At 65.1% G+C, this 21,952-nt stretch carries 24 protein-coding genes; 6 read left to right on the top strand and 18 right to left on the bottom strand.

Features of this window, described 5'->3' with window-relative positions; all coding sequences use genetic code 11:
• The first annotated feature begins 11 nt into the window (after positions 1 to 11).
• Positions 12 to 206 (top strand): hypothetical protein, encoded by a 195-nt coding sequence (locus IGS55_RS12025; RefSeq protein ID WP_034753063.1) that lies wholly within the window; start codon positions 12 to 14, stop codon positions 204 to 206.
• Positions 207 to 270: 64 nt separating this feature from the next.
• Here IGS55_RS12025 and IGS55_RS12020 read toward each other — a convergent pair whose 3' ends face one another.
• The gene (locus IGS55_RS12020; RefSeq protein WP_139091411.1) at positions 271 to 885 is read right to left on the bottom strand and encodes an outer membrane protein; all 615 of its coding nucleotides are present in this window, start codon (positions 883 to 885) and stop codon (positions 271 to 273) included.
• A 168-nt stretch (positions 886 to 1,053) separates the two neighbouring features.
• On the opposite strand from IGS55_RS12020, the gene IGS55_RS12015 reads away from it, so the two are divergent.
• Positions 1,054 to 1,839: a helix-turn-helix domain-containing protein gene (locus tag IGS55_RS12015; protein WP_034753060.1), complete on the top strand. Its 786-nt coding sequence runs from the start codon at positions 1,054 to 1,056 to the stop codon at positions 1,837 to 1,839.
• On the opposite strand, the gene IGS55_RS12010 is transcribed toward IGS55_RS12015, so the two are convergent.
• From IGS55_RS12010 to gpmA, 17 genes are all read right to left on the bottom strand, one after another.
• Positions 1,812 to 4,070: a patatin-like phospholipase family protein gene (locus IGS55_RS12010; RefSeq protein ID WP_230518142.1), complete on the bottom strand. Its 2,259-nt coding sequence runs from the start codon at positions 4,068 to 4,070 to the stop codon at positions 1,812 to 1,814. The genes IGS55_RS12015 and IGS55_RS12010 overlap by 28 nt on opposite strands.
• 68 nt (positions 4,071 to 4,138) lie before the next feature.
• The gene (locus IGS55_RS12005) at positions 4,139 to 4,705 is read right to left on the bottom strand and encodes a type II secretion system protein N (RefSeq protein ID WP_080698615.1); all 567 of its coding nucleotides are present in this window, start codon (positions 4,703 to 4,705) and stop codon (positions 4,139 to 4,141) included.
• 16 nt (positions 4,706 to 4,721) lie between these two features.
• Positions 4,722 to 5,942, bottom strand: a complete 1,221-nt coding sequence (gspF, locus tag IGS55_RS12000) for a type II secretion system inner membrane protein GspF (protein WP_230518141.1) — start codon at positions 5,940 to 5,942, stop codon at positions 4,722 to 4,724.
• Between the two features lie 10 nt (positions 5,943 to 5,952).
• A complete protein-coding gene (gene gspE / locus IGS55_RS11995) occupies positions 5,953 to 7,374 on the bottom strand; it encodes a type II secretion system ATPase GspE (protein WP_230518140.1) in 1,422 nt (473 codons plus the stop codon).
• 10 nt (positions 7,375 to 7,384) lie between these two features.
• A complete protein-coding gene (gspD, locus tag IGS55_RS11990) occupies positions 7,385 to 9,628 on the bottom strand; it encodes a type II secretion system secretin GspD (protein ID WP_230518139.1) in 2,244 nt (747 codons plus the stop codon).
• Positions 9,625 to 10,401, bottom strand: coding sequence for a type II secretion system protein N (locus IGS55_RS11985; RefSeq protein ID WP_230518138.1), 777 nt, complete (start codon positions 10,399 to 10,401; stop codon positions 9,625 to 9,627). The genes gspD and IGS55_RS11985 overlap by 4 nt, the downstream gene beginning before the upstream one ends.
• Entirely contained in the window at positions 10,398 to 10,931 is a 534-nt protein-coding gene (gspM, locus tag IGS55_RS11980) for a type II secretion system protein GspM (protein WP_230518137.1), read from the bottom strand. Before gspM ends, IGS55_RS11985 begins: the two co-directional genes overlap by 4 nt.
• The gene (gene gspL, locus IGS55_RS11975) at positions 10,928 to 12,157 is read right to left on the bottom strand and encodes a type II secretion system protein GspL (protein ID WP_230518136.1); all 1,230 of its coding nucleotides are present in this window, start codon (positions 12,155 to 12,157) and stop codon (positions 10,928 to 10,930) included. Before gspL ends, gspM begins: the two co-directional genes overlap by 4 nt.
• A 19-nt stretch (positions 12,158 to 12,176) precedes the next feature.
• Positions 12,177 to 13,163 (bottom strand): type II secretion system minor pseudopilin GspK, encoded by a 987-nt coding sequence (gene gspK, locus IGS55_RS11970; protein WP_230518135.1) that lies wholly within the window; start codon positions 13,161 to 13,163, stop codon positions 12,177 to 12,179.
• On the bottom strand, positions 13,160 to 13,783 hold the full coding sequence (locus IGS55_RS11965; protein WP_230518134.1) for a PulJ/GspJ family protein: 624 nt from the start codon (positions 13,781 to 13,783) through the stop codon (positions 13,160 to 13,162). The genes gspK and IGS55_RS11965 overlap by 4 nt, the downstream gene beginning before the upstream one ends.
• Positions 13,783 to 14,163 (bottom strand): type II secretion system minor pseudopilin GspI, encoded by a 381-nt coding sequence (gene gspI, locus IGS55_RS11960; RefSeq protein ID WP_230518133.1) that lies wholly within the window; start codon positions 14,161 to 14,163, stop codon positions 13,783 to 13,785. The genes IGS55_RS11965 and gspI overlap by 1 nt, the downstream gene beginning before the upstream one ends.
• Positions 14,163 to 14,657, bottom strand: a complete 495-nt coding sequence (locus IGS55_RS11955) for a GspH/FimT family pseudopilin (RefSeq protein ID WP_230518132.1) — start codon at positions 14,655 to 14,657, stop codon at positions 14,163 to 14,165. Before IGS55_RS11955 ends, gspI begins: the two co-directional genes overlap by 1 nt.
• A gap of 12 nt (positions 14,658 to 14,669) precedes the next feature.
• Positions 14,670 to 15,122, bottom strand: a complete 453-nt coding sequence (gene gspG / locus IGS55_RS11950; protein WP_058051125.1) for a type II secretion system major pseudopilin GspG — start codon at positions 15,120 to 15,122, stop codon at positions 14,670 to 14,672.
• 93 nt (positions 15,123 to 15,215) lie between these two features.
• On the bottom strand, positions 15,216 to 15,977 hold the full coding sequence (locus IGS55_RS11945) for a HesA/MoeB/ThiF family protein (RefSeq protein ID WP_070304513.1): 762 nt from the start codon (positions 15,975 to 15,977) through the stop codon (positions 15,216 to 15,218).
• Between the two features lie 123 nt (positions 15,978 to 16,100).
• Positions 16,101 to 17,594 carry a S41 family peptidase gene (locus tag IGS55_RS11940; RefSeq protein ID WP_034753035.1) on the bottom strand — a complete coding sequence of 498 codons (1,494 nt, stop codon included), beginning with the start codon at positions 17,592 to 17,594 and terminating at the stop codon, positions 16,101 to 16,103.
• A gap of 47 nt (positions 17,595 to 17,641) precedes the next feature.
• Positions 17,642 to 19,105, bottom strand: a complete 1,464-nt coding sequence (locus IGS55_RS11935) for a murein hydrolase activator EnvC family protein (protein WP_230518180.1) — start codon at positions 19,103 to 19,105, stop codon at positions 17,642 to 17,644.
• Between the two features lie 76 nt (positions 19,106 to 19,181).
• Positions 19,182 to 19,928: a 2,3-diphosphoglycerate-dependent phosphoglycerate mutase gene (gene gpmA / locus IGS55_RS11930; protein ID WP_070280024.1), complete on the bottom strand. Its 747-nt coding sequence runs from the start codon at positions 19,926 to 19,928 to the stop codon at positions 19,182 to 19,184.
• A gap of 106 nt (positions 19,929 to 20,034) precedes the next feature.
• Here gpmA and IGS55_RS11925 point away from each other — a divergent pair, with 106 nt between their 5' ends.
• The 4 genes from IGS55_RS11925 to IGS55_RS11910 all read left to right on the top strand — a co-directional run bounded on the left by IGS55_RS11925 (position 20,035) and on the right by IGS55_RS11910 (position 21,921).
• Positions 20,035 to 20,451 (top strand): rhodanese-like domain-containing protein, encoded by a 417-nt coding sequence (locus IGS55_RS11925; protein ID WP_230518131.1) that lies wholly within the window; start codon positions 20,035 to 20,037, stop codon positions 20,449 to 20,451.
• Between the two features lie 25 nt (positions 20,452 to 20,476).
• Positions 20,477 to 20,743: a glutaredoxin 3 gene (gene grxC, locus IGS55_RS11920; protein ID WP_070220900.1), complete on the top strand. Its 267-nt coding sequence runs from the start codon at positions 20,477 to 20,479 to the stop codon at positions 20,741 to 20,743.
• Between the two features lie 160 nt (positions 20,744 to 20,903).
• Complete coding sequence (secB, locus tag IGS55_RS11915; RefSeq protein WP_010394167.1) at positions 20,904 to 21,377, top strand: protein-export chaperone SecB; 474 nt, start codon at positions 20,904 to 20,906, stop codon at positions 21,375 to 21,377.
• An 82-nt stretch (positions 21,378 to 21,459) separates the two neighbouring features.
• Positions 21,460 to 21,921, top strand: a complete 462-nt coding sequence (locus IGS55_RS11910; protein WP_128141000.1) for an SH3 domain-containing protein — start codon at positions 21,460 to 21,462, stop codon at positions 21,919 to 21,921.
• Positions 21,922 to 21,952 lie beyond the last annotated feature (31 nt).

Below are 21,952 nucleotides of genomic sequence, written 5' to 3'. Positions count from 1 at the left end.
GGGGTAAACCGATGGCAAACAAGGCCTTGGCGACGCGGCAGAAAATGCAGTTCCGCGTCGAACCCTCGCAAAAACCGCGCAACCCGGTCGCCACTGCAGCCCTGCAGCGCGCCGCCGGAGCGCACGTGAAAACCGTGTCGGGCCAGCGCCAGCAGGAAAAACGCCTGCTGGCGAAACTGCTGTTGAAAGTCGAAACGGACAAATAGGCCGCCCGCGGACACCCCGTTCCGGGGCGTCCGCCATCAGGCCATCGTCTGCTGAACGTCCCCTTTAGAAGCGGTAGGACGCGCCCAGCGAAAACATGTCGACCTTGGTCGTTTGCTTGCTGTTGTACTTGACGGGCACGCGGTCCCAGTCGAGGTGCAGCGACCAATTCTTGTTCAGCGCATACGCCGCGCCGATGCCGTAGGTCAGGCCGATCTTGCTCTTCTTGTCCGAACCGCCGCTCAGATAATCGACCTTGCCCTGCGTGTAGGCCGCACCGGCGCGGCCGCTCAGTGTAAACGCGTCAAACTGGTAACCGAGCACGCCCTGCATGCCGAGGCCCGTGAACTTGCCGCGGCCAGCGCGCTTGCCGGCGTCCGTGTCGAAGCCGGACTTGACCTCGCCCCCCATGTACCCCACCAGTTCAATCGAAGGCACGGCCACGCCGCCCTGAAACGGCAGCGCGTCGAAACTGTAACCCACGTAGGCCTTGCCATTGCGCTTGCTGCTTTTGTCGCAATCGCTTTGTCCGGCGATGCAATCGAGGCCGCTACTGGCGCGAAAGCCATAGCTGGCGCCCGCATAGATGGGGCCCGGTGCGGCTTCGGCTGCGTTGGCGTGCAAGGGAGCGATGGTGGCCAGCGCCAGCAGCGCTGCGGGGAAACGGAAAGATGGGAACATGGATAACCTCTACAAGTGGATGGATTGCCTGGTTGTAGCGCGCTGCGCGAGCCACAAGCGGGAGTGTCATCGCTTTTGCCGAAAAGTACTATCACCTTGTGCAAAGTGCCATTAAGGGCTACATTCGGTACCGTCACCCGCTACCAAACTTGTAAAAGAGGATATCCCGTGAGTTCACCTGAACTGGTTTTGCGCGTGCTGCGCACCCAACTGCGCGCCGCCGGCATCACCTACAAGGTATTGGCCGAACGCATCGGCATGAGCGAGTCGAGCGTCAAGCGCATGTTTGGCCAGCACGACATGTCGCTGTCGCGCCTGGCCCTGATCTGCAAGGCCTCGGGCATCGCCATGGAGGACGTGCTGCGCGGCGCGGCCGACATCACGCCGCATGCCGACACGCTCACCCTGGTGCAGGAAAAATCGCTGGTGGCGCATCCGCGCCTGCTGCTGGTGGCGATCTGCTGCCTTGGCCACTGGAGCCTGGAGCAGGTGGTGGAAACGTATGCGCTGACGCAGGCCGAATGCATCGGCTGCCTGGCCGAACTGGACCGACTGGGCTTGATCGAACTCAAACCGCTGAACCGCTACAGCCTGCGCGTCTCGAACGCCTTCCACTGGCTGGCCGACGGCCCGGTGCAGCAGTACTTCCGCGAACACGTGGTGGCCGATTATTTCAGCGGGCATTTCGACGGCGCCGGCGAAACCCTGATGTGCATCCCGGCGCGCCTGTCGCTGTCGAGTGCGCAGGAGCTGGTGCAGAAGATCCGCCAGCTGGCCGAGGAACTGGCGCGCCTGCACCAGAACGACCGGCGCCTGGCGCCCGCCGAGCGCGATGGCTTTACCCTGCTGCTGGGCTTTCGCTCATGGGAATTTGCCGCCTTCACGGCCCTGCGCCGCAGCTCGTCGTCCGCCGCCCCGGCGGCGCCCTACCAGACCGGTCCCAGGAACAGATAAAACGTGCTCTCGCCGCCCTTCGATGCGCCCGAGGCCACGTACACGGGACCGAAGCGCGTATCGACAGAGATGAAGGCGCTGCCGGCTTGCGTGAACTTGGTGGATTTCCAGCGCTCGCTCTGATCGAAGCCGCCGCCCATCTCCAGCGAAAAGCCGGCCCGCACGGCGCCGCCCAGGGTGCTGGGCAGGGAACCGATGCGGCGCGCCATCACGAAGCGCGCCAGGGCCACGCTGCGCCCCGTCACCGACTCGAACTGCGTGCCGGACAGGCGCAGGAAGCCGCCCAGGCTGAGCGGCGCCTCGCCGCGCTGCGCGCGCGCCCATTCGCCATACACGTGGCCGGCCCAGTTGCCGCGGCTAAAAGCCTGCATGCCGGTGATGGAGGAGCGGCCCAGGGCCGCTTCGCCCGAACCCGTGCTCGAATCGCGCGTCCAGGTGGCATCCACCAGCATGCCGCGCGTAGGGAAACCCGGTGAATCGAGCGTATCGACGCGGAGCTGCACAAACTGCGTGGTGCCCAATGCGCGCGATTCCGGCAGCGTAGGGTCGGCCGGAATCGCCAGCTTGCCCTTGACCTCCGTGCGCGTGACGCCAAACCGCAGATCGCCCCAGGTCCCGAACTGGCGTCCCAGTACCAGCGCCGCCGTCTGGCCGTTATACGTCACACGGGAGCTGCGCCGGCCCTTGTCGAACAAATCCATCGCCGACGAGCTGTACTGCAGTTCCGGCGCGATATACCACGGGTTGCCGGCCCCAAGCGGCTGCCAGAACTGCACGCCATAACCGCGCTCATTGCCGATCTGCGCCATGCTGCGCAATTCGCCGCCCCAGCTGTTCAAGTTCGAGCGCACGTGCAGCAGCTTCAGGGCAAAGGTATTGCTGTCCCTGAAATCGCTGGCCATTTCCAGGCCCACGCGCAGGCGGTTGCTGGCCCATGGCGCTTCGACCGCCTTGATGTTGACCGTGCGCTGGTCGCCCGCGTCGACCACTTCCGTCTCCACGCGCGCCACGTCGCCACGGCCATACAGCCTGGCGGCCGCCTTGAGCACATCTTCCTGGCTGACGGGCTGCCCTTCCACCAGGCCCGATTGGGCCTGCAGGATGCGCGGATTGATATCGCCTTCGCTCTCCACGGCCAGGCGCGTGAGCGGCAGGGCCACGTCCAGCAGGGCCGGCGCCGCCAGGCGCAGCTGCTCGCGCGCCGCATACTGTTCCGGCGGCAGGGCCAGCGGCGCCAGGCGGGCGGCCAATGCCTGCGCCGCCTGTTCGCCGGCGCGCATGGCGCGCGCATAGTTTTCAAAGTCGAGGAAACTCACACCTGTCAGGTCGGGCGCCACGAGGATATCCTGTGATTGCAGCTCCTTGAGCGAGCGCTGCACGTTCTGCTCCGTGAGGATCTGCAGCATCTGCTGCGCCACGCCGATGGCGCTGCCCAGCTCTTTTTCCGGCGCCAGCGGCGTGCCCACGTTGACGGCGATGATGACGTCGGCGCCCATGGCGCGCGCCATGTCGACGGGCAGATTGCGCACCAGGCCTCCATCGACCACCAGCCGGTTGTTCACGCGTACGGGCGCAAACACGCCCGGCACGGCCAGCGAGGCGCGCATCGACAGGAACAGCGGCGTGTCGACCAGTTCCACCAGTTCGCCGTTGACCAGATCCGAGGCCACCGAGCGGAAGGGCAAGGGCAGTTGGCTGGCCGGGCGGTCGCGCATGCCGGCCGGCAGCAGCCGGTTCAAGGCCATTTCCAGCGCCGCATTGCTGGCCGCCGCCGGCGGCGTGGAAATGCCGTTGCGGCTGGTGCCAAACTCGATGCGCGACGGCAGCAGCAAATCTTCCTCGCGGCGGCGGAACGCCAGTTCGTCGCGCGGCGGCCGGTCGGCCACCACGCGCGCCCAGTTGGTCTCGCGCGCCATTTTTTCCAGGTCCGCCACGGAAGCGCCGGCCGCATACGCGCCGCCGACCACGCCGCCCATGCTGGTGCCGACCACCATGTCGATCGGCACGTGCAGCTCCTGCAGCACTTTCAAGACGCCGATATGCGCGAGGCCGCGCGCGCCGCCGCCCGACAGCACGAGGGCGATGCGCGGGCGCGCCGGCGCGGAGGCAGGAGTGGCCACGGTGGAAACGGGGGAAGGCGTGACGGCGGGAGCGTCGGCTGCGGCGCCGGCTTGCGGCAAGGCGCACAGCGCCGCCACGCAGCCCGCCAGGACGGCACGGATCGAGAACATGAAGACTCCAGTCGCGATGGCGGCACGGCGCCATCGGCAAAATACGATAAGAACGACGTTAATGAGCGTTAATTCGACGGCGGCGTGCTGGTGGTGGTCACCTGCGGCGCGGCCGGCATGACGGTGGCCGGACGCTGCTGCTCCATCGGCAGCGGCGGCGGCACCAGATTCGATGCCGGCGCCGGGGCCGGTGCCGGCGTTGGGGTGGCGGACACGGGCCCCGGCAAGGCCAGCGCCTTGTCGTCGGCCACCAGGTCGATGCGCTTGCTCACGCCGCCATCGCGCAGCAGCACGTGGCGCGCATGCACTTCCAGCACCGTCACGCCGGGCACCACCTCGGCGCCTTCCGGCAAGGCCACGGACGGCTTGCCATCGGTCGAGATGATGGCCACGCTGCCGCGGCCATTGCCGGCGGCGACCACGCCCTTGAGCTGGTAGTTGCTGGCCGTGGCCACGCTGACCTGGCCGCCGAACAGCGAGGCGCCCGCCTCCACGCTGGCATCCTGCACCACCGGCACAGCCGGCGGATTGATGGGGCGCTGCGGCGCCTTGAACAGCTGCATGGCCCAATAGGCCAGCGATACGGACAGCGCCACGACGGCGAGCAAACTTGTAAATTGAGGCAAACGCTTCATGGCTTCCTTGGGTTTCTTATCTGACGAGCTGATTGATTTCGATAATCGGCATCAGCACGGCCAGCACGATCAGCAGCACCACCACGCCCATGGCCAGGATCAGGGCCGGCTCCAGCAGGCCGGCGATGGTGAGCGTGCGGCGTTCCAGGTCCTGCTCCTGCGCGCTGGCGGCGCGTTCCAGCATGGCCGGCAGCTCGCCCGTGATTTCGCCCGCGCGTATCATGTGGATCAGCATCGGTGGAAAATGCTTTTGCGCCGACAGCGCGCGCGCCAGGCTCACGCCCTCGCGCACGGCGCCGCTGGCTTCCTGCACCAGTTCCTGCATCGCCACGTTGGTGAGCGTGTCGCGGCTCGTGTCGAGCGCACGCAAAATCGGCACGCCGGACCCCGTGGTGATGGCCAGGGTGCTGGCAAAACGCGCCGTATTCAGGCTGCGTTCGAACTTGCCGTACAGGGGCGCCGTCAGCAGCCAGGTATGCCAGCGCCGCTTCAGGGCCGGCTGCCGCAGCGCGCGGCGCCAGGCGAACCAGGCGCCGGCAAGGACGATCGCCACGACGATGCCATAGTTGCGCACGAAGTCCGACAGCGCCAGCATGATCACGGTGAGCATGGGCAGCTTTTGCTTGGTATTGGCGAACACGGAGACGATCTGCGGCACCACGTAGGTGAGCAGGAAAATCACGATGGAAAACGCCACCACCGTGACGATGGCGGGATACGTAAACGCCAGCTTGACCTTCTGCACCAGCGCATTGCGCCGCTCGATATAGTCGGCCAGGCGCGAGAGCACGCGCGACAAATGGCCGATCTGCTCGCCCGACGCCACCAGCGCCCGGTAGATCTCGGCGAAATCGCGCGGATGGCGCGCCAGCACGTCGGAAAAGGCGGCGCCGCCGATCACTTCCGAACGGATCGAAGCGATCAGATCGCGCAGATACGGCCGCTCGGCCTGTTCCAGCAGCGCGGAAAACGCCTGCTCCAGCGGCAGGCCCGCTTCGAGCAAACTGGCCAGCTGGCGCGTAAACAGGGCCAGCTCGGTGCTCGACAGGCGCTCGCCGAAACCGCGCCGCTTGGTCACGCCGGCGGCGTCGACCTGCGCGGCGATCGGCTCGACGGCCAGCGGCACCAGGCCTTGCACGCGCAGCTCGGCGCGCGCGGAACGGGGACTGTCGGCATTGAGCACGCCCTTGCGGGTGGCGCCCTGCGCGTCGACGGCTTCATAGCGGAATGCGGGCATGGTGGCGGGCCTAGTCTTTGGTCACGCGCAGCAATTCAGCCTGCGTGGTGGTGCCGTCGCGCAGCCAGCGTTCGCCGTCCTCGCGCATGCTCGTCATGCCGTCCTGCAGGGCGACGGCGCGCACTTCCGCTTCCGACGCGCGGTTGTGGATCTGCGCGCGGATCTGCTCCGTCGTGCGCAGCAGTTCATATACGCCCACGCGGCCCTGGTAGCCCGTCTGGCCGCAATGCTCGCAGCCGACCGCCTGCCAGTACTGGCCGTCGAAGGTCTTGCACGAACCGCACAATTTGCGCACGAGGCGCTGCGCCAGCACGCCCAGGAGCGACGACGACAGCAGGAACGGTTCGATGCCCATGTCGAGCAAACGCGTGACGGCCGCCGAGGCGTCGTTCGTGTGCAGGGTCGCCAGCACCAGGTGGCCCGTCAAGGATGCCTGCACGGCGATCTGCGCCGTTTCCAGGTCGCGGATCTCGCCGATCATGATCACATCGGGATCTTGCCGCAAGATCGCCCGCAGCGCCTTGGCAAAGGTCATGTCGATGCGCGGATTGACCTGCGTCTGGCCCACGCCGGCCAGGTCGTACTCGATCGGGTCTTCCACCGTCAGGATATTCGTGGTGGTGGCGTTGAGCATCGACAGCGCCGCGTACAAGGTGGTGGTCTTGCCCGAGCCGGTGGGGCCCGTGACGAGCACGATGCCGTGCGGCTGCGTGATCAGGCCATCGAACTGCGCCAGCATGGGCGCGCTCATGCCCAGGTGCTGCAAGTCGAGGCGGCCCGCTTCCTTGTCCAGCAAGCGCAATACGGCCCGTTCGCCATGCCCCGTGGGCAGGGTCGAGACGCGCACGTCGACGGGTTTGCCGCCCACGCGCAAGGTGATGCGGCCATCCTGCGGCAAGCGCTTTTCGGCGATGTCGAGCTGCGCCATGATCTTGATGCGCGAAATCAGCGAGCCGTGGATGGCTTTGCGGGGACGCACGACGTCGCGCAGGCTGCCGTCGATGCGGAAGCGCACGACGGAGGTCTGCTCGAACGGCTCGATATGGATGTCGGACGCGCCTTCGCGCAGCGCCTGCGTCAGCAGCGCGTTGATCATGCGGATGACGGGCGCATCGTCGGACGATTCGAGCAAATCCTCGATGGCCGGCACGTCCTGCAGCAGCTTGGTCAGATCGAGGTCGGCGTCGAATTCATCGGCCATCTGCGACGCGTCGCCGCCGCCGCCCGCGTAGGCGCCGGCAATGGCCGCATCGAGTTCGCCGCGCGGCAGCACCGTCAGCTGGATCTGGCCGAAACGGCGCGACACTTCGGCAATGGCCGCCGGCGCCGTCGATGCGGCCACCAGCACTTCGACGGGGGCGCCGTCGATGGCGCCGGGCCGGGCCAGCAAGCCGAAATCGCGCGCGTAGGCGTAGGGAAGCAGATTGCTCATGACTGCCCCATCACTTCTGCTGCTGCGGCAATTGCTGCTGCTGGTATTGCTGCAGCAGCGGCTGCGGCGGCGTGGCCGCGTTGGCCGGCGCGCCTGGCGGCGGCGTCGGTGCCGGCGGCACGGGACGCGTCACCATGCTGCCGCCCACCGGCTGGCCATCCTGCAGGGCAGGCAGTACCGGCGTGCCCAGGTCTTTCAGCATCAGGTTGCCCGTGGCCGGCACGGCGGCCGTCTCGGCCGAACGCATGTAGTCGTAGCGGTCGGCCGCCAGACTGCCGCTCTGCTCCTTGTTGCGCACGATGACGGGGCGCAGGAAGATCATCAGATTGGTTTTCTTGCGCTCGCGCGTCTGGTACTTGAACAAGTTGCCGATCAGGGGGATGTCGCCCAGGCCGCGTACTTTTTCCGCGTTGTCGCCCGTGCTGTCCTCGATCAGGCCGCCGAGCACGATGATCTGGCCATCGTCGGCCAGCACATTGTTTTCGATCACGCGGTTGTTGATGGTGATGCCGCTGACGGCGGCTGCCGTGGATTTGTCCACGCTCGAAGTCTCGTGATAGATGCCCAGCTTGATCGTGCCGCCCTCGGAAATCTGCGGACGCACCTTCAGGGTCAGGCCCACTTCCTTGCGGTCGATGGTCTGGAACGGGTTCGTGTTGGTGCCGGCCGTGCTCGTGTACTGGCCCGTCAGGATAGGCACGTTCTGGCCGACCTTGATGGTCGCCAGTTCATTGTCCAGCGTGATCAGGTTCGGCGTCGACAGGATGTTGGCGTTGCCGTCCGATTCCAGCGCATGCGCCACGGCGCCCAGGCCCAGCGCGCCGTTGATCTGCTTGAAGATGCCGACCGTCAGGCCGCCCGTCGGCAAGACCTTGCCGCCGCCCGTGGCGATGGCGGCGATGTTGTTGCTGGTGCCCGAAGCGAACGACTGCAGCGCGCCCACGCGGTAGTTGCTGGTGCTGTCGCCGGAAAGGCCCAGCCACTGCACGCCGAATTCGGAGGCCTTGGCCGACGTCACTTCGACGATCAGCGCCTCGATGTAGACCTGGGCGCGGCGCACGTCGAGCTGGTCGATCACGGCGCGCAGGTTGCGGTAGACGGCTTCGTTGCAGGTCAGGATCAGGGTATTCGTCGATGCGTCGGCCTGGATGAAGCCGGCCGCGCCGCCCGACGACAGCTGCTGCGGCCCGTTGTTCAGCGACGCGCCGCCCGTGGTGCCGCTTTGCGTATTGCCGCCCAGGCCAGTGCTGTTCATGCCGCTGTTGTTCTGGTTGATCTGATTATTCGTGGCGACATTGCTGGTGCCCTGCTGCGCCGAAGCGGCCGTGCCGTCCGACGTCACCACCGAGCGCAGGGTCTGCGCCAGCTTGGTGGCGTCCGCGTTTTTCAGGTACACCACGTGCACATTGCCCAGCTGCGTGGTGGGCTGGTCCAGCTTCGAGATCAGCGACTTGGCCAGGTTGGCGCGCGCCGCCGACGGTGCGCGCAGCACCAGCGAATTGGTGCGCGGGTCGGCCAGCACGGACACCTTGCCCGCATCGGCCCCTGCGGCGCCGCCCGCATTGCCGCCCTCCATCAGTTTGTTCACCATCGAGGCCAGGTCGGACGCAATGGCATAGCGCACGGGGATCACGTCCAGGTCCGTCGACGCTGGCACGTCGAGCGCGGCGATGATCTTCGCCAGGCGCTTGAGGTTATCCGCGTAATCGGTGATCACCAGCGAGTTGTTGCCCGGGTTGGCGTTGATCGTGTTGTTCGGCGAGATCAAGGGGCGCAGCACGGCCAGCAGGTTGGCCGACGATTCGTAATTCAGGTAAAACACCTGGGTGGCGATCTGGTCGCCCTTCACCTGGCTGGCGCCATTGCCCACCTGGGTCGGCACGGATTGCAGCTTGGCGTCCGCTTCCGGCACCACCTTCGCATAGCCGTCGCCGGAGACCACCGCATAGCCTTGCAGGCGCAGCGCGGAGGCCAGCAGCCCGAACGCCTGCGTCTTGCTGATCGACTTTTCCGACACCAGGGTGATCGTGCCCTTGACGCGCGGGTCGATGACGAAATTGATGTTGGTGTAATGGCCCACCGCCTTGATCACCGATTCGATGTCGGCGCCGACGAAATTGAGCGCCGCTTCATCGCCGGGCGCGGCCCAGACGGGCGCCGGCATGCCGGCCACGGAACAGCACAGCAAGGCGGCGGCCGACAGGCGGCGCAGCGAGAAGGAGGAGGTAATTGGGCTCACGGATGGTTTTTTCATTGTCTGAACTCTAAGGCGATGATGTTTTTTTCGCTATTGCTACGGCGCTGTCCCAGCAAATTCAACAAACTCGCCAAGGTCTCTTCATATCCTGCTGCGGCCTGGGCCTGGCCGGAAAACTGCATGCGCCCCTGTTGCAGGCTGCCGCTGCCGTCAAGCAGCAGCGGTCCCTTGATGGAGCGCAGTGTCAACGTCGCCTGCTGCCCCTGCCAATCGAAATCGAGCTCGTAGCTGCCCAGCGGACGCAGGGACGACAGGCGCGACGCCATGTCCGTCATCTGCAAGGTGGTGCGGCCGATGGCGGAAAACTGCCGCTGCTCCAGGGCCAGCTGCAAGGTGCTCCACGACAGGCGCATGCTGCCCGTCGGCGCGACGGTATTCAAAGGCGCACCGAGGCCGCCGAGGCCATCGGCCGGCAGCAGCAGGGCCGCCGGGCTGACTTGCCAGTGCGACCACGAGCCGCGCAGGTTCACCGGCTGCGACAGCGCCTGCGGGTTTTGCAGTTCCACGTCCGCCGATCCCCACAGCACCGAAGGCGAAATACGCCAGCTGAAGCGCCCCGGCAGCAGCGGCGTCACGGCGCCATTCGCGCTGGACGCTCCGCCGATAAAGGCCGAGCCGCGCCACAGGGTACCTTGCGCGTCGCCCAAGGTCAAACGTCCGCCCGTCTGTTTTTCCACGATACTGGCCACCCAGCCGGCCGGGAAAAACACCAGCAGGGTGACGCAGACGCTGACGATGATGGCCAGCAGCCAGCCAAGCAGGCGCATCATCGTGCAGCGCCCGGGCTCTGGTGCAGGGTCAGGCTGGCGTCGACCAAGCCCGCCTTGCCCTGCGCCGTGATCTTCGCTTCCTGCACCGCCACGCGGCCTTCGCGGCGCAAGCCGTCGAGCCACAGCATGACGCTGGCGAACGGCACGCCGGTCAATTGCACGCGCGCGTACTCTCCCGTCAGCGACAGCGATTGCGGTGCCAGGCCGCGCGCTTTCAGCGACGCGTCGAGGCTTTCACGGGCCATGGGAGCGACCTGCACGGGCGCCTGGCGCGCCAGTTCGCCCGCTTCACGGGCCAGCGCCTGCAGCTGGGCCGCGTTCTGGCGCAGCTCGGGCAAGCTCTTTTGCAAGGCGATGCGGCCCGTCCAGGCCGGCTCGAAAAACACCGCGTAGACGAGGGCCAGTCCCGCCACGACGCCGCCGATGGTCAAGAGCTTGCGTTCCTGTGGCGTGCGTTCGGCCCAGAAGGCCTGCACGGCCTGCTGTTGTCCCGCCAGCGCGGCGCGCGCCTTGTTGACTGCTGCACTCATGCTTTTGCTCCCGTGGCCGGCGTGATCTTCCACACGCCCGGCGCCGTTTCATTCAAGGTCAGCTTGCGCGCGGCCAGGCCGTCGCGCACCTGCGCCTGGGCGCTGGCGTCGACCATGTCCGGTTTCAGCTTGACGATCAGACTGCGCTCGCGGTATTCCAGCGAGGCCACCACGCCGCGCCCGGCCAGGCCGCCCAGCGCCTCGCCCAGGGCCGCGCTCATGCTCGTGAAATCATCCATGCTCGCTTGCCCGCCCTGCAGGCGGGCGGCGGCGATATTGCGACGCATCTGTTCCGCTTCCAGGCCATACACGGGCGCTTCGTTCGGATACGCGGCCTTGAAGGTTTGCTGCATCGAGGTGCGCACGGTGGCGGCCTCGCGCTTCAGGCGCATCCATTCGATATTCATGCCGGCCAGGTTGACGACCACGGCCAGCAGCGCCAGGCGCAGCGGCCAGCGCCAGCGGCGCCACTCGGTGGCCGATCCCGTCGCCGTGCCCAGGGCACTCGCCAGATCCAGCCCCGCGCCCTTGGCGCCGGCGATCCAGTGCGCCCAGTGATCGAGCTCCACCGTCACGCCATCCATGCCGGCGGCCAGCTGTTGATACTGCGCCAGTTCGGCCTGCGCCACATAGACCGTCAGCGGCACGTCGCCGGCAAACGCGCGCGTCGTCAGCAGCGCCTGCTGCGGCTGCGCCGGCAATACGAGGCCCAGGCCCTCTTGCGGCGCCTGGCGCAAGGCCAGTTCCAGGCCGTCGCCGCTGGCCTGCAGGGCGGCCGTCACGCTGCCCGGCTGCAAGGGCAGGCACAGCTGCGACGGCAGCAGCGCCACCTTGCGCGCGCCCTGCGCCAGCAAGGCTTTCACAAGGACCTCGGCCCAGGCGCGCTGCGCCACGGCCACCGTGCGCATGCCGTTTGCATCGGGCGCGCCGGCGGCCAGCAGGCAATCCTGGGCGTCGCCGAGGATATGTTCTTCCACCAGGCCCGGCAAGGCCGCGCGCAAGCGGGCGCCTGCCAGCGGCGGCGTTTTCAGGCGCAGCAGGGTCACGTCGGCCGCCGCCAGCAGCAGCACCACCTGCTTCGCGCCGGCGATCAGCTGGCCCAGGCTGCCCAGCGGCGCGCTGCCCTGCTGCAGCAGGGCGCCGCCGTCGCCGGCCAGCACGAAGGAGCAGGCGGGCGCGCTGTCGGTGGACGCCTTGGCCGGGTGACGCATATACAGTATTGTCAAAGTGACTCGCTTTCAGCTGTTAATTTTCCCGCAACCAGACCAGGCTGGTGGTGCGCTGCGGATTCGGCTCGCGCCACACCAGTGCCTGCGCATCGAGCGCGGCGCGGTCCAGGCGCACGCGGATCACGGTGAGGAAGTACTGACTTTTCACATCGATCTCCACGCCGTCGATCGGTTTCTTGCCGTTGATATTATTCTGGAAATTTGGTCTATCGACAAACTTTTTACGCGGGTTGCTCAAGGTCAGGGCGCTGGCCTCGGAGACTGACATGTCGGTGATGGCCGACAGCACCTCGGCCGGCGCCGTATTCACGTTCACCGCGGTCGGTTTCGGCAGCACGATGATGAAGTCGCGCAGTTTCTCGATCATCTGCGGCGTATAGCCGGGCACGGCCAGCAAATCCTCGACCTGCGTAAACGCCACCGGTTCGCTGCCGCCGCCCGTGGCCGGTTTGGCGGCGGGCGTCTTGCCGTCCGCGCCGCTGTCGGCAGTGCGCGGTTTCGGCCGCGCGCGCAGCACGGCATCGGCCGTCGCTTGCGCCAGGGAACTATCGAGCTGCAAGTTGGACAGCAGCCGCTGGTAGGCCTGCACGTTGGGCGGGCTGATGGCGCCCGCGGCAGTGGCCAGGTTGGTGATATTGAAACGCGCCTGCGCATCGAGCGCGCGGCCCGAGACGGTGGCGTCGAATTTTTCCGTGTCGACCTTTTCGCGGTCCACGTAATCGTCAAGCCGCGCTTCCTCGATGGGCGTGGCCCAGACGCCGTCCAGCGCCGTCAGCGTGACATTGTCCTGGCGCAACCAAAAGCGGGCGAAGTCGACCATGCCGCGCATGGCCCACTGCGTCTGCAGGCGCAGGCGCTGGTTTTCCATCGAGCGCACTTGCACCTGCTGCTGCCAGAACAGGCTGGCGACGACGGTAATGGCCAGTGCCGTCAGCAGCAGGGCCGTGATGACGGCCACGCCGCGCTGGCGCGCCGGGAGCTTGATGAACTGGATGCGCTTCATCCCGGCCCCAGTAAAAAGACCTTGGACAGGCCCGCGTCCTGGCCCGGCATCTGCAAGGTCACTTCCAGGCCCGGCACTTGCGCGGAGATGGCGGCGCCCGCCGTCAGCACGTTCCAGGCGCCATTGCTCCAGCCGCGCATGACCATGCTGTCGACGCCGCGCATCAAGGCCACGTCGGCGCTCGAGGTATCGGTATCGTCGCGCGCCGCCTGCCACAGGGTGTCGAGCACGGCCAGGTCGCGCGTGCCGTTCGACTCGCGCCGCGTCAGCACGCCGCCGCGCAGGCGGTAAGTGACCACTTGCAACTGTTGCGGCTCCTGTTCCGATGCGGCCAGGCGCACCAGGGTCAGGCGGTCGGTCTCGGCTGTCAGATTGGTGCGGCCATTCAGCAGGCTGGCATTCTGGCCGGCGCCGGCCAGGTGGTCGCAATCGCTCTGCATCTGGGCGAACGCCAGCTGCATGCCGCGTGCCTGCTCGAGCTGGCTGGTCAGCACTTCGCGCGAGCGCATGATGCTGTCCAGGCCGCGCCAGCCCAGCACGGCGACCATGGCCAGGATGCCGATCGCCACGAGCAGCTCGATCAGGGTGAAACCGCCGGCAGGGACAGTGCGGCGCGCCATCAGTCGTTGAACGCCAATAACACCAGGCGCACGATGCGCCGGGCCGGATATTGCGCGTCATACACGTTGACGCGCACTTGCCGGATGCGGGGATTCGGCGTGGCCACCACTTCCTCTTCGCAGATCAGTTTCAAATCGCCTTGCGGGCAGTCGACCGTGCGCTTGCCCGTCTGCGGGAAGGTTTTTGCCAGGCGCAGGCGCACCAGATGGTTTTCCGCCGACCAGGTGGCCATCATGGCGCTGCGCAAGCCATCGCTGTTCTGCGTCAGGCTGCCGACGGCGCGCAAGGAGGCGCCCAGGGCCGTGCCGACGATGACGAGGGCGACCAGGACTTCGAGCAAAGTGAAGCCGCGCTGGCGGCGGCGGAATGAGCGTCCCATCATTGCTCGACCGTGAAGTGGCCGATGCCGTCGGCGCGGATGGCCACGCTGCGCTCGCCGCTGGACAGGGTCAAGACAAAAGGCTTGTCGACCGGTTCGCGGCCGAAGATGATGCGCAGCGGCTGGGCCACGCTGCTCGATGGCTGCACGCTGAGCAGCATGGGCGTGTTGGCAAACGCCCGCTCGCGCAGCAAATCGTCCTGCGTCACCGGTTGCCACAGCTTTTCATTGAGAACCAGGAAACGGTATTGATTTTCGTCCGCCTCGAACGCCACTTGCCGGCTGCGCACGATGGCTTCATCGCGCGCCAGCTGCAGCAGCAGGGCGATGCGCTCGGCTTCCTTTTGCAGCGCTTGCTGGCCATTCGGCATGGCATTTAGCGAGACCAGGCCCAGGGTGACGCCGATGATGACCATCACCACCAGCAGCTCGATCAGCGTGAAGCCGCTGGCGCGTGGCCGGGGCAGTGCGCGACCGGTGCTCATGGCTGGCATGCAATGGAAAACTTACAGTTCCCAGGAACCGATATCGGCGTCGTCGCCGCTACCGCCAGGCTGGCCGTCGGCGCCCAGCGAGATCAGGTCGACTTCGCCTTTCACGCCTGGCGACAGGAACTGGTACGGATTTCCCCATGGATCTTTCGGCATCTTTTCCAGGTAGCCGCCCGCTTTCCAGCCATTCGCGGCCGGTCCCGTGGTCGGTTTTTCGATCAGCGCCTGCAAGCCCTGCTCGGTGGTCGGGTAGCGCTGGTTATCGAGGCGATACAGTTTCAACGCTTGCATCACGGTGGCGATGTCGACTTTCGCCGCCGCCACTTTCGACTCGCCCGTGCGGGCGATCAGCTTGGGCACCACCAGCGACGCGAGGATGCCCATGATCACCACCACGACCATGATTTCGATCAAAGTGAAGCCGCGCGCGCGGCGCTGGCGTATCGGATGGTTTGCTGCGTTTTGCATAAGAAAGAGAGAAGAAGGTGAGTAATGAGAGCAGAGTATAAAGCGGAAATATGACAAAGCCTGTCATATAGGGAAAAATTTCTGCAGGGGCTGTCAGGCCGGCAAGACCACTTTGCCGCAAACGGCGCAACCGGGGTCGCGCGCGACGCGCATGCTGCTCCATTCCATGTGCAAACCGTCGAGCAGCAGCAGCCGTCCGGCCAGCGATTCGCCCGCGCCCATGATCAGTTTCAGCGCTTCGGCCGCCTGCATGGCGCCCACCACGCCGACCAGCGGCGCGAACACGCCCATGGTCGAGCACGCCTCGTCCGTGAACTGCTGCTCCTGCGGAAACAGGCAGGAATAGCAGGGCTGGGTGCCCGTGCGCGGGTCGAACACGCTCACTTGCCCGTCGAAACGGATCACGGCGCCCGACACCAGCGGCACCCTGGCCGCCACGCAGGCGCGATTGACGGCGTGGCGCGTGGCGAAGTTGTCGGTGCAGTCGAGCACCACCGTGGAGGACAAGACCAGTTCGGCCAGGCGCGCGCCGTCGAGGCGCTCCTGCAAGGCCACTATTTCAATCTCGGGATTAATGCCGGTCAAGGTTTCACGCGCCGACAGCACTTTCGGCTGGCCCACGCGGGCCGTCGTGTGGGCGATCTGGCGCTGCAGATTGGTCAGGTCGACCGTGTCGTCATCGACGAGGGTCAGCTTGCCGACGCCGCTGGCGGCCAGGTACATGGCCGCAGGCGAGCCGAGCCCGCCCGCGCCGATCACCAGCACATGCGCATCGAGCAAGGCTTGCTGGCCTTCGATGCCGATCTGATCAAGCAGGATGTGGCGCGAGTAGCGCAGCAATTGATTGTCGTTCATGGTTTTACGTTTACTGCAAACCCAGATCACACCCTGGGGTCGGACCCGCCGGGGGGATGCGCCCCAATGGGGCACATCCCGATCGCGAAGCGACTGACCCCAGCTTTTGCATTGGTTTAAGCATCAAGGCTTCCGCACAGGAATCTTCTTGTCATCGGCCTTGATGTCGGAAGCGATTTCCGGCTTGGCGCCGATCTTTTCAACCTTGGCGTCCACCTTGGCCAGCTGCACCGGCAAGCCCTGGAAGTGGTTCAAGGCTTGCTGCAGCTGGAAATCGTCCTTGGCGCCATATTCGAGCGGCTTGCGCTTTTTCGCCGTGGCGATCAGGCGCTGCTCTTCTTCCAATTGATCCTGCATGCCTTCCATCGTCGGCTTGGCCGCTTCCGGCTTGCCGTCGTTGCTGCTCAAATGTTTTTCCAGGTCCGCCTCGCGCACGCGCAGGCTGTTCCAGCCGTCGCCCTCGGCCGTTTCATCGACCAGCAAGTCGGGCACGATGCCGCGCGCCTGGATGGCCCGGCCTTTCGGCGTGTAATAGCGGGCCGTCGTCAGCTTGACGGCCGTGTCGGCCGTGATCTGGCGCAAGGTTTGCACGGAACCCTTGCCGAAGGTCTGCGTGCCGATGACGGTGGCGCGCTGGTAATCCTGCAGGGCGCCGGCGACGATTTCCGAGGCGGACGCGGAACCGGCATTGACCAGCACCACCAGCGGCACGGTTTTCAGCGCGGCCGGCAGCTTGGCCAGCGGGTCGGCCTTGGCGCCGGGCGGCGCATAGAATTCGCGGCGGCCGTAAAACACCTGTTTCGACTCGGGCAGCTGGCCCTTGGTCGAGACGATCACGGAGTTGCCGGGCAAAAATGCCGTGGCCACGCCGATGGCGCCCGGCACGACGCCGCCGGGATCGTTGCGCAAGTCCAGCACCAGGCCCTTGAGCTTGGGGTCTTGTGCATACAGCGCGTTGATCTTTTTGACCATGTCGTCGACGGTCGGTTCCTGGAACTGGGCGATGCGCAGCCAGGCATAGCCGGGCGCGACCATCTTGGCCTTCACGCTTTGCACGCGGATTTCCTCGCGCACGATGGGGAACACCAGCGGCTTGCTTTCGCCCTTGCGCGACATCGTCAGCACCAGCTTGCTGCCGGGCTGGCCGCGCATCTTCTTGATGACCTCTTCCAGCTGCAAGCCTTTCAGCGGAATGTTGTCGAGACGGGTGATCAGGTCGCCCGCCTGGATGCCGGCCTTGGCGGCCGGGCTATCCTCGATGGGCGAGACGACTTTCACGTAGCCGTCTTCCATGCTCACTTCGATGCCGATGCCGACAAACTTGCCCTGCACGCTTTCGCGCATTTCCTTGAAGGCATTTTTATCGAGGTAGACGGAGTGCGGGTCCAGCGACGAGACCATGCCGGAAATGGCTTCCGTCAAGAGTTTCTTGTCTTCCACCTTCTCGACGTAATCGGACTTGATCAGGCCGAAGACGTCGGACAGCTGGCGCAGCTCGTCGAGCGGCAGCGGGGCATTCGTGATTTTTTGCGCCACGGCCGGGAACTGCAGCGACATGCCGATGCCGGCCAGTACGCCCAGACCGATCAGGCCGATACTTTTGACTTTGATACCCATGTATTCTTCGCAATCTACAAATTCGCTGCCGCAGCAATGGTGGGAACTTAAAACTTCACCCAGGTGGCGGGATCGAAGGCGCGGCCCTGATGACGCAACTCAAAGTATAGCCCTGATTCCTCGTTGCCGCCGCTGTTGCCCGCGCTGGCAATGGCGTCGCCGCCCTTGACGGCGTCGCCCACCCGTTTCAGCAAGGATTGGTTATTGCCATAAATACTCATGTACTGGCCGCCGTGGTCGACGATGATCAAATTGCCGAATCCGCGCAGCCAGTCGGAAAACACGACGCGGCCGCCGGCGATGGCGTGGACTTCGCTGCCTTCGCCCGTACGGATGAACACGCCCTTCCAGCTGGGGCCGTCACCACGCTTGCTGCCGAAGCGGGCGGCGATCTTGCCCGCCACAGGCGCGCGCAACTGTCCTTTCAGGCTGGCAAAGGCGCCGGCCGGCGCGGCCGGGCCCAGGCTCGGGCGTTCCGGCTCCGGTTCCGGCTTCGGTTCGGGTTTCGGTGTCGCCTTGGCCACTTGCGGCGGCTCGTCGTCGTCGATCGGTTCCAGTTTCACGGGTGGCGGAGGCGGCGTCTGCGGCTTGATCTTGCCCGATTTGTTTTGTTGCTCTTTGGCAATGCGTTCGCGTTCGGCCTGCGCCTGGGCGGCCTTGGCGCGCGCGGCCAGCAGGCGTTCGCGTTTTTCCGCCGCGATCTTCGCGTCGGCGGCCGCTTTGGCGGCGGCGCGCTGCTCGGCCAGCAATTGCTGGCGTTTCTTTTCAGCCGCGGCGGCCGCGGCCTGCTCTTCGATCAGCTTTGCCAGCTTGTCGACCAGGTTGCCCATGCGCTGTTCATCGCGCTCGACATTGCCCACTTCCTTGCGCTGTGCCACCAGGCGCTGGGATAGGGTCGTCAGCAAGGCGGCGCGGCGCGCCTTCTCCTGCACCAGCAGGGCCTTCTGGTCGCGCTCTTCCTGCGCGATTTCTTCCAGTTCGTCCTTGGCGTTCTGCACGTCCGCCTGATTTTTCTCCACGGCCAGCAAGTTGGCGCGCAAGGCTTCCAGCAGGCGCGCCTGTGCCTGCGAGACATACGCCATCAATTGCAAGTCGCGGTTGATGCGGTTGGGGTTGTCGCCCGACAAGAGCAGCTTGATGCGGTCTTCGTTGCCGGCGACATATTGTTCACGCAGCAACTTTGACAGCTGCGTCTTTTGTTTCTCGACGGTGGCCGTCAATTGCTGGTGCTCTTGCCCCAGCGCATTGAGTTTCACGCCTGTCTCGCTTTGTTCCTGCGCCAGGTCGCGCAAGGCGCGGTTGGCGTTGGAAATGGCTTCTTCCGACTCGGCCAGGGTATCGGCCGCGTCATCTTTGGCGCTTTCCGTGCGGCTGATGTCGCGCTTGAGCGCCGTCAGCTTTTGTTGCAATCCAGCACGTTGTGCTTCCGCGGCCGCCTTCTGCTTGCTGCGTTCGGTGGGCTTGGCGCCCTGCGCGGCGCCGCTGGAAAGCAGCAGCGCCAGGCACAGCATGGCACCGGCGCGCCACGCCGGCAGGGGTCGTTCAGCAGAGGGGGCGATGGCTGTGCCGCGGAAGAAAGACGACAAGTTACTTGGCCTTCCCTTGGTTCGCCACGGCTGCTTGCGCTGCCGCAATCGCTGCCGGGTCGCCCAGGTAGTAGTGACGGATCGGTTTCAGGTCGGCGTCCAGTTCATACACGAGCGGCTGGCCGTTCGGAATGTTCAGGCCGACGATGTCGCTGTCGCTGATACCGTCGAGCATCTTGATCAGCGCGCGCAGGCTGTTGCCATGGGCCGAAATGATGATCTTTTTGCCAGCGCGGATGGCCGGGGCGATTTCGTCATCCCAGGCCGGCATCACGCGCGCCACGGTGTCTTTCAGGCATTCGGTCAGCGGAATCGACGCTTTCGGCAAGCCGGCGTAGCGCGGATCGTTGAATGAGGCGCGGTCATCGTCTTCCGCCAGCGGCGGCGGCGGCGTGTCGTAGCTGCGGCGCCACACCAATACTTGCTCGTCGCCATACTTGGCGGCCGTCTCGCCCTTGTCCAGGCCTTGCAGGGCGCCGTAGTGGCGCTCGTTCAAGCGCCAGTCGTTCTTGATCGGCAGATACATCATGTCCATCTCGTCGAGCGCCAGCCACAGGGTGCGGATGGCGCGCTTCAGGACGGAAGTGTAGGCCACGTCGAACGTAAACCCTTCCTGCTTGAGGATCTGGCCGGCGGCCTTGGCTTCGTTGACGCCCTTTTCCGTCAGATCGACGTCGGTCCAGCCGGTGAAGCGGTTATCGAGGTTCCAGGTGGACTCGCCGTGACGCATGAAAACGATTTTGTACATAGTTCTATCTTCTCAAGGGGTTCAAATCAAAAAAGCAAAACGTAAAAAGACCTCGTCCAGCTTCTATTTTATAATGCGCGGATTGACTTAAACCATTGGACCCTACGTGAAATTCATTATCGACCACATTTTTCTGTTTGCCATCGTCATTATTTCCGGCGGCGCCCTCCTCTGGCCACTGCTGTCGATGCGCGGCAAGCGCGCGACCGTGCTGGAAGTCACGCAACTGATCAACCGCGGCAAGAGCGCCATCGTCGACGTGCGCAGCGCGGAAGAATTCGCCACGGGCCACTTGCCTGACGCAAAAAATATTCCGCTGCCGGAACTGGCAAAACGCCTGGGCGAGCTGGAAAAATTCAAAACGCGCCCCATTGTAGTGGTTTGCCAGAAAGGTTCGCGTTCGGCAACCGCCGTCGGCCTGCTGGGCAAAGCTGGTTTCGCTGAGGCAACGAGTCTGGAAGGCGGCCTCGACGAATGGAAAAAGCAAGGTTTGCCATTGAAAACCTTGTCGCTGGCCAAATAAGCCAGCCTTAACTGAAGGAATGATCATGACCGTACCTGTTATTGTTTACAGCACCGCCGTGTGCCCGTATTGCGTGCGCGCCGAGCGCCTGTTGGAAGCCAAGGGCGTCGCCGTGCAAAAGATCCGCGTCGACCTCGACCCGGAAGAGCGCATCAAGATGATGGAACGCACGGGCCGCCGCACGGTGCCGCAAATCTATGTGGGCGACACCCACGTGGGCGGATTCGACGATTTGTATGCGCTCGATCAAGCTGGCAAGCTCGACCCCTTGTTAAATGGCACGGCAGCCTGATATAAAGCTGGTTCGAGAAATTGCTTGGTTTTTTGTCGTATTGTTTTGATACAATTGCCCTCGCACCTGATCTGGCCGCGCCTATCCGGCGCGGTTTACATACCGCAAGCACCATATTTGAACGGTGTGCCGTTCTTGTCCTTTACAACGAAAGCGTTCCATGTCTGACGAAAACCTGCAACCAGTCTTCCAAATCCAACGCGTCTACCTGAAAGACATGTCGCTGGAACAACCAAATTCCCCAGCTATTTTCCTGGAACAAGAAGCACCAGCGATCGAAGTCGCTCTGGACGTGGGCGCTGCGCCTCTGGCCGACGGCATCTTCGAAGCCACCGTGACCATCACCGTCACCGCCAAAGTCGGCGATAAAGTCGCTTTCCTGGTTGAAGGCAAGCAAGCCGGTATCTTCGAAGCACGCAACATTCCTGCCGATCAACTCGATCCGCTGCTGGGAATCGGCTGCCCGAACATCATCTACCCTTACCTGCGCGCCAACATCGCCGACGTGATCACCCGTGCCGGCTTCCCGCCAGTGCACCTGGCCGAGATCAACTTCGAAGTGTTCTACCAACAACGTCTGCAAGCTATTGCTGACGCCGCTGCAGCAGCTCCCGCAGCCAGCGAAACGCACTAAGCTCTTGCAAGACCCCGCTGGCCGTCAAGGCTGGCCTGACACGGCGGCCTGGCCGCCGTGTTTCGTTAAGGTTCAAAATATCATGTTGAAAAGTGCGCTCTTGAGCAAGTTCCGCTGGATGGCCGGCGCCGTGCTGCTGCTGGCGACCGCCGCCAGCCACGCCGTCGATTTCAAGACGGTGGGAGCAGCCCCCGTGATCCTGTATGACGCGCCGTCCGCCAAGGGCGGCAAGCTGTACGTGGCGCCACGCGGCATGCCGCTGGAAGTCGTGCTCAGCTACGGCGAATGGGTCAAGGTACGCGACGCCAGCGGCGAAATGGCCTGGACGGAAGCCAAAGGCCTGTCGGCCAAGCGCAACGTCGTGGCGCGCGCCGCGAACCTCAAGGTTCGCGCCAGCCCCGACGATACCGCCTCCGCCATCCTCCTCGTCGACAAGGGCGTGCTGCTGGAAATGAGCGAGCAAGCGAGCTCCGGCTGGGTCAAGGTGCGCCACAAGGATGGCCTGAGCGGCTACGTCAAGACCAGCGAAGTGTGGGGCTTGTAAGCACCGTGCCCGTTTCCCCTGCCCCGTTGAG

It is taken from the genome of Janthinobacterium sp. EB271-G4-3-2 (genome assembly GCF_020858035.1).
Classification (GTDB): domain Bacteria; phylum Pseudomonadota; class Gammaproteobacteria; order Burkholderiales; family Burkholderiaceae_D; genus Janthinobacterium; species Janthinobacterium aestuarii.
This window is presented reverse-complemented; position numbering and strand designations above follow the sequence as displayed.

Excerpts from the sequence above, each read along its gene's own strand:
- IGS55_RS12025 (WP_034753063.1), top strand. The coding sequence starts at position 12 with ATGGCAAACAAGGCCTTGGCGACGCGGCAGAAAATGCAGTTCCGCGTC.
- IGS55_RS12020 (WP_139091411.1), bottom strand. The coding sequence starts at position 885 with ATGTTCCCATCTTTCCGTTTCCCCGCAGCGCTGCTGGCGCTGGCCACC.
- IGS55_RS12010 (WP_230518142.1), bottom strand. The coding sequence starts at position 4,070 with ATGTTCTCGATCCGTGCCGTCCTGGCGGGCTGCGTGGCGGCGCTGTGC.
- IGS55_RS12005 (WP_080698615.1), bottom strand. The coding sequence starts at position 4,705 with ATGAAGCGTTTGCCTCAATTTACAAGTTTGCTCGCCGTCGTGGCGCTG.
- gspF (WP_230518141.1), bottom strand. The coding sequence starts at position 5,942 with ATGCCCGCATTCCGCTATGAAGCCGTCGACGCGCAGGGCGCCACCCGC.
- gspE (WP_230518140.1), bottom strand. The coding sequence starts at position 7,374 with ATGAGCAATCTGCTTCCCTACGCCTACGCGCGCGATTTCGGCTTGCTG.
- gspD (WP_230518139.1), bottom strand. The coding sequence starts at position 9,628 with ATGAAAAAACCATCCGTGAGCCCAATTACCTCCTCCTTCTCGCTGCGC.
- IGS55_RS11985 (WP_230518138.1), bottom strand. The coding sequence starts at position 10,401 with ATGATGCGCCTGCTTGGCTGGCTGCTGGCCATCATCGTCAGCGTCTGC.
- gspM (WP_230518137.1), bottom strand. The coding sequence starts at position 10,931 with ATGAGTGCAGCAGTCAACAAGGCGCGCGCCGCGCTGGCGGGACAACAG.
- gspK (WP_230518135.1), bottom strand. The coding sequence starts at position 13,163 with ATGAAGCGCATCCAGTTCATCAAGCTCCCGGCGCGCCAGCGCGGCGTG.
- IGS55_RS11965 (WP_230518134.1), bottom strand. The coding sequence starts at position 13,783 with ATGGCGCGCCGCACTGTCCCTGCCGGCGGTTTCACCCTGATCGAGCTG.
- gspI (WP_230518133.1), bottom strand. The coding sequence starts at position 14,163 with ATGGGACGCTCATTCCGCCGCCGCCAGCGCGGCTTCACTTTGCTCGAA.
- IGS55_RS11955 (WP_230518132.1), bottom strand. The coding sequence starts at position 14,657 with ATGCCAGCCATGAGCACCGGTCGCGCACTGCCCCGGCCACGCGCCAGC.
- gspG (WP_058051125.1), bottom strand. The coding sequence starts at position 15,122 with ATGCAAAACGCAGCAAACCATCCGATACGCCAGCGCCGCGCGCGCGGC.
- IGS55_RS11945 (WP_070304513.1), bottom strand. The coding sequence starts at position 15,977 with ATGAACGACAATCAATTGCTGCGCTACTCGCGCCACATCCTGCTTGAT.
- IGS55_RS11940 (WP_034753035.1), bottom strand. The coding sequence starts at position 17,594 with ATGGGTATCAAAGTCAAAAGTATCGGCCTGATCGGTCTGGGCGTACTG.
- IGS55_RS11935 (WP_230518180.1), bottom strand. The coding sequence starts at position 19,105 with ATGCTGTGCCTGGCGCTGCTGCTTTCCAGCGGCGCCGCGCAGGGCGCC.
- gpmA (WP_070280024.1), bottom strand. The coding sequence starts at position 19,928 with ATGTACAAAATCGTTTTCATGCGTCACGGCGAGTCCACCTGGAACCTC.
- grxC (WP_070220900.1), top strand. The coding sequence starts at position 20,477 with ATGACCGTACCTGTTATTGTTTACAGCACCGCCGTGTGCCCGTATTGC.
- secB (WP_010394167.1), top strand. The coding sequence starts at position 20,904 with ATGTCTGACGAAAACCTGCAACCAGTCTTCCAAATCCAACGCGTCTAC.
- IGS55_RS11910 (WP_128141000.1), top strand. The coding sequence starts at position 21,460 with ATGTTGAAAAGTGCGCTCTTGAGCAAGTTCCGCTGGATGGCCGGCGCC.